The 1,447-nt window shown below is 39.2% G+C and carries 1 protein-coding gene, 1 pseudogene and 1 other annotated feature; the gene and the pseudogene both read right to left on the bottom strand.

Going from position 1 to position 1,447, the window contains the following annotated elements:
* Nucleotides 1–879: pseudogene (locus tag FTT71_RS13185) on the bottom strand (IS3 family transposase); the annotation flags it as partial.
* Nucleotides 474–590 (bottom strand) — a sequence feature (AL1L pseudoknot). (Overlaps the previous pseudogene by 117 nt.)
* Nucleotides 880–1,061: 182 nt before the next feature.
* The coding region (locus FTT71_RS13180; protein WP_180161022.1) for a recombinase family protein at nt 1,062–1,447 on the bottom strand (386 nt) is incomplete at its 5' end.

Raw genomic sequence — 1,447 nt, 5'->3', positions numbered from 1 at the left:
AATGCTTGCTCCAATGCATCGAGCACCATATCTGTATTCATCCGTGTCGATACTTTCCATCCAACAATTGCTCGTGAGAACACATCAATAATAAATGCAGTATAAACCCAGCCTGAATTTGTTTGAATATACGTAAAGTCACTCACCCACAGTTGGTCAGGATGATCAGCAGTAAAATTACGTTTTACCAAGTCATCCGCTCGTTTTTGATCATCTCGGCTACGGGTGGTTTGTTTGTTCTTACCACGCCAAACACCTTTTATACCTAGCTTTTGCATTAATCGAGCAACAGTACAGCGCGCAATAATATAGCCTTCACGTTTCAGTTTTTGCCAGACTTTACGTACACCATACCGACCTGAACTTTCCTTCCAAATTCGTTTAATCTCCTCAGCATGATGCAAGTCATGTAAATCTCGCTTTGCTCGATGTTCTGGATTTTCACAGAGATCTAGAGTCCGGTAATAGGTTGAAGGTGCGATCGGTAAAATTCTACAAATCGCCTCGACTCCGTACAGCTCTTTATTATTATGGATAAAATCCACCATTATTTGTGTGGGCGGTCGAGCTCCGCCTGGGCGAAAAAAGCGGCTGCTTTACGTAGAATTTCATTGGCGCGTTGCAGTTCTTTATTTTCGCGTTCGAGTTGTTTGATACGTTCTTGGTCTGAAAGCTGCTGTACTTTAACTGGATTTTGTTTATCTAAATATTTTTGATACCAAACACGTAGTGTTTCAGGAGTACAACCCTTGCGCAGTATACTGCTCAGGGAGCAATAGCGGTGATCGCAGCCCAATTCGATGGATAATCTTTCTCGGATTCAATCAATAATTGAACCGCTCTTTCTCTGATTTCAGGGGTATATTTTACTTTTTTCATCGGGACATTCTCTCAGAAAGCTTGGTCTCCGACAAACCCGGTACGGTTCAAAAATCTTCCATTGATTTATTTATATCTGTTAAACCAGTCGCATTATGAAATGTAATATAAGTAGAAATTTCAGTATAAATGGTCATGATCTTTTCTAAATTTGAATATCTAAGCGTCTTCATTAATCAACCTTATTGATTATTAGTTTCTTCTTTTAAAGCTCTTTGTACTGTTGCTATCCCTACTTTAAACTTTTCTGCAACACCTCTAAATGTTGAATTTTCTTCAGCCATTGCTTTTCGTATTTCAACATAGTCAACCTTCCGCTTTCTTCCCTTATATAAGCCCTTCGCTTTGGCTTTTGCAATTCCTTCCTTTTGACGCTCACGGATCATGGAGCGTTCAAACTCTGCAAATGCAGCAAGCATCTGAAACATGAGTTTATTTATTGCCGATTGTGCTACATCATGACTGAAGGTCAAATTCTCTTTATGAAAAATAATGGTTATACCACGATCATTCAGACTATTCACAATTTCGTTCAGATCATTTGTATTACGTGCCAGACGATCAATAC

The organism is Acinetobacter sp. YH01004 (assembly GCF_013420455.1).
In the GTDB taxonomy this organism is placed as follows: Bacteria; Pseudomonadota; Gammaproteobacteria; order Pseudomonadales; family Moraxellaceae; genus Acinetobacter; species Acinetobacter towneri.
Note: the sequence above shows the minus strand (reverse complement) of the source record. Positions and strands in the feature narration are given on the sequence as shown.